Source organism: Acidovorax sp. KPB24-07 (genome assembly GCF_057543315.1).
This window is the reverse complement of sequence record NZ_BAAJYS010000407.1, coordinates 1-2,853: the sequence shown is the minus strand read 5'-3', so window position 1 is coordinate 2,853 and position 2,853 is coordinate 1. Positions and strand designations below refer to the sequence as shown.

Annotated in this window: 2 protein-coding genes; one reads left to right on the top strand and one right to left on the bottom strand. The window is 66.9% G+C overall.

Features of this window, described 5'->3' with window-relative positions; genetic code table 11:
* The coding region (locus tag AC27IQ_RS21720) for a 2-isopropylmalate synthase (RefSeq protein ID WP_487090751.1) at positions 1-1,035 on the bottom strand (1,035 nt) is incomplete at its 3' end.
* Between the two features lie 434 nt (positions 1,036-1,469).
* On the opposite strand from AC27IQ_RS21720, the gene AC27IQ_RS21715 reads away from it, so the two are divergent.
* Positions 1,470-2,624 (top strand): ABC transporter substrate-binding protein, encoded by a 1,155-nt coding sequence (locus AC27IQ_RS21715; RefSeq protein ID WP_487090750.1) that lies wholly within the window; start codon positions 1,470-1,472, stop codon positions 2,622-2,624.
* Positions 2,625-2,853 lie beyond the last annotated feature (229 nt).

Below are 2,853 nucleotides of genomic sequence, written 5' to 3'. Positions count from 1 at the left end.
GCCCTTCTTGATCGCGTCCTGGTGCGAGCCCGAGAACGAGGTGAACACCAGGTCGCCCACGTACGGGTGGCGCGGGTGCACGGGCAGCGCGGTGCATTCCTCGGCCACGCGCGCCACGGCGTTGATGTCGGAGAAGTCGAGCCCCGGATGCACGCCCTGCGTGTAGAGGTTGAGCGCCACCGTCACCACGTCGAGGTTGCCGCTGCGCTCGCCATTGCCGAAGAGGCAGCCTTCCACGCGCTGGGCGCCGGCCATCATGGCCAGCTCGGCCGCCGCCACGCCGGTGCCGCGGTCGTTGTGCGGGTGCACCGAGAGCACGATGTGCTCGCGGGGGCTCAGGCGCCGGTGCATCCACTCGATCTGGTCGGCGAACACGTTGGGGGTGGCGTTTTCCACCGTGGTGGGCAGGTTGATGATGATCTCGCGACCCGGGCCCACGCCCCAGGCGGCGATGGCGGTCTGGCAGGCTTCGAGCGAGACTTCCAGCTCGGTTGCGCTGAAGGTTTCGGGCGAATACTGCAGCGTCCAGCGGGTTTCGGGCTGGGCATCGGTCAGGCGCTTCAGGTGCGAGACGTGCTGGTCGATGAACGCCATCACCTGCGTCACGTTCATGCCGAATACCACGCGCCGCCACACGGGCGCGGTGGCGTTGTACAGGTGCACGATGGCGCGCGGCGCGCCGCGCACAGCCTCGACAGTGCGCTCGATGAGGTCGGCGCGCGACTGCGTCATGACCATCAGGGTCACGTCGTCGGGCACAAGGCCTTCGTCGATGAGGCGGCGCACGAAGTCGTAGTCGGTCTGCGATGCGGCAGGAAAGCCCACCTCGATTTCCTTGAAGCCGATGCGTACCAGTTCGTGGAACAGCTTCATCTTGCGCTCGCCGTTCATCGGCTCGAACAGTGCCTGGTTGCCGTCGCGCAGGTCGGTGGACAACCAGATGGGAGCGCGGATGATGGTCTTGGAAGGCCAGGTGCGGTCGGCCAGCGCGATGGGGGCGATGGGCTGGTACTTGGTAGCGGGCTTGGAAATCATGAGAGGCTCCACGAACGGTGTGTGCCGTGCTGCAAGGCAGCGCTGGGGCACGGGTCGAATCAACGGTGAACGGTGAACGACATCCCCTGCAGCCCTCCACCATGGGTGGAGGCTGGTTCGCGGGCCGGGGTCAGGGGGAAATCGGTGTTGCGCTTTTAGGCAACGGTGATGGCGAACGCAGGCAGACCCCGGCCAGGCACTAGGCCTAGCGATAGTGGGGATAGCAGCAGATTGCGTTGCATAGCGGCAAATCCTAGCACAGGACGATCAAATCCCGTCCACAGGCGCCAAAACGCCACAAAAACTGATTAACAATGGGTCATACATTTCGCACGTTCTTGCATTTGTAAAGGGCGTGCCGGTTCTTCTGCATCGGTTCGTCCGGGCGCGTTGACGCCCTTGTCTGCTGTCTGCCCTCCACAGGAGCACGTTCCATGAAACGCCGTGTATTCACCACCCGCCTGGGCGCCTCGCTGGCCCTTCCCTGGATCGGCTCGACCGCTCGCGCGGCCCCTCCCGTCATCGTCGGCATGGTGGCGCCGCTGACCGGAGGCAATGCCGCCGAAGTGGGCAAGCAGGTGGTACTGGGGGTGGAAACCTATTTTGCCGAGGCGCAAAAGAGCCAGGCATTTCCCGGCCTGGAGGTGCGGCTCGTCGTGGAAGACGATGAATTCAAGCCCGAGAAGACGCTGGCCGGCGCCCGCAAGCTGCTGGCCATGAAGCCCGCCGCGCTGATCTCTTTCGCCACCAGCAACACCCAGGCGCTGATCGAGGCCAAGCTGCCGCAGGACAGCGGCGTGCCGCTGTTTCCCACGCGCTCGGGCTCGCAGGTCATCCGCGAGCCGGTGAACCCCTACGTCTTTCACGTGCGCGCCGGCTACAGCACGGAGCTGACCAAGCTGGTCGCGCAGATGGGCGACGCCATCGGCATGACCAAGTTCGCGGCGCTCTACCAGAACGACGCCTATGGCGAAAAGGGCCTGGAGGCGCTCACGGCGGCCCTGTCGAAGCGCAAGCTGTCACTGGTCGCCAAGGAGCCCTACGAACGCACCTCGTCGGACATCCAGCCCGCGCTGGCCAAGCTGCTCAAGGCCGATGCGCAGGTGATCGTGATGGTGGCGGGCCAAGCCGCGGGCAGCGCCTTCGTGAAGGCCTACCGCGCGGCCGGCGGGCATGCGCAGGTGGTCGGCATCTCCGACCTCGACCCCGTGAAACTGGTGGACGCCGTGGGTGCGGAAAACGCCCGCGGCGTGGGCATGACACAGGTGTTCCCGGCGCTCACCAACCAGTCGATTCCGGTAGTGCGCGAATTCCGCCAGGCCATGCAGGCGGCGCAGCAGAGCGCCAGCATCGCCTCGCTGGCGGCGTTCGAAGGCTTCCTCGTGGCCAAGACCATCGGCCAGGGAATCAAGGCCGTGCCGCGCAGCGGCAGCGGGGGCGTGGATGGCCGGGCGCTGGCCGAGACGCTGTCGCGCCTGCCGCGCATTGATCTGGGCGGCTACGAGGTGTCGTTCCTGAACAACCGGCGCGAAGGCAGCCTGTTCACGGAAATCGCCATCCTCGACAGCTTCGGGCGCGCGCGCTACTGACCAAAGCTGGGGCCTCTGAGCCCCAGGGCATCCCCGCGAAGCGGGGCCTGGAACGGTGCTAAACGCCCGCGGTGGCCTTCGCCACCGCCGCGCCGTGCTGCGCGAACCACTTGCCCAACGCGGGCCGCGCGCAGCGCTGCAGGCCCATGAGCAGGGCATGCGCGGGGTCGGCCACCCCCCAGCGGGTGCGCAGGTCGTGCTGGATGCGGCCCAGCAGCGCCGCGGCCAT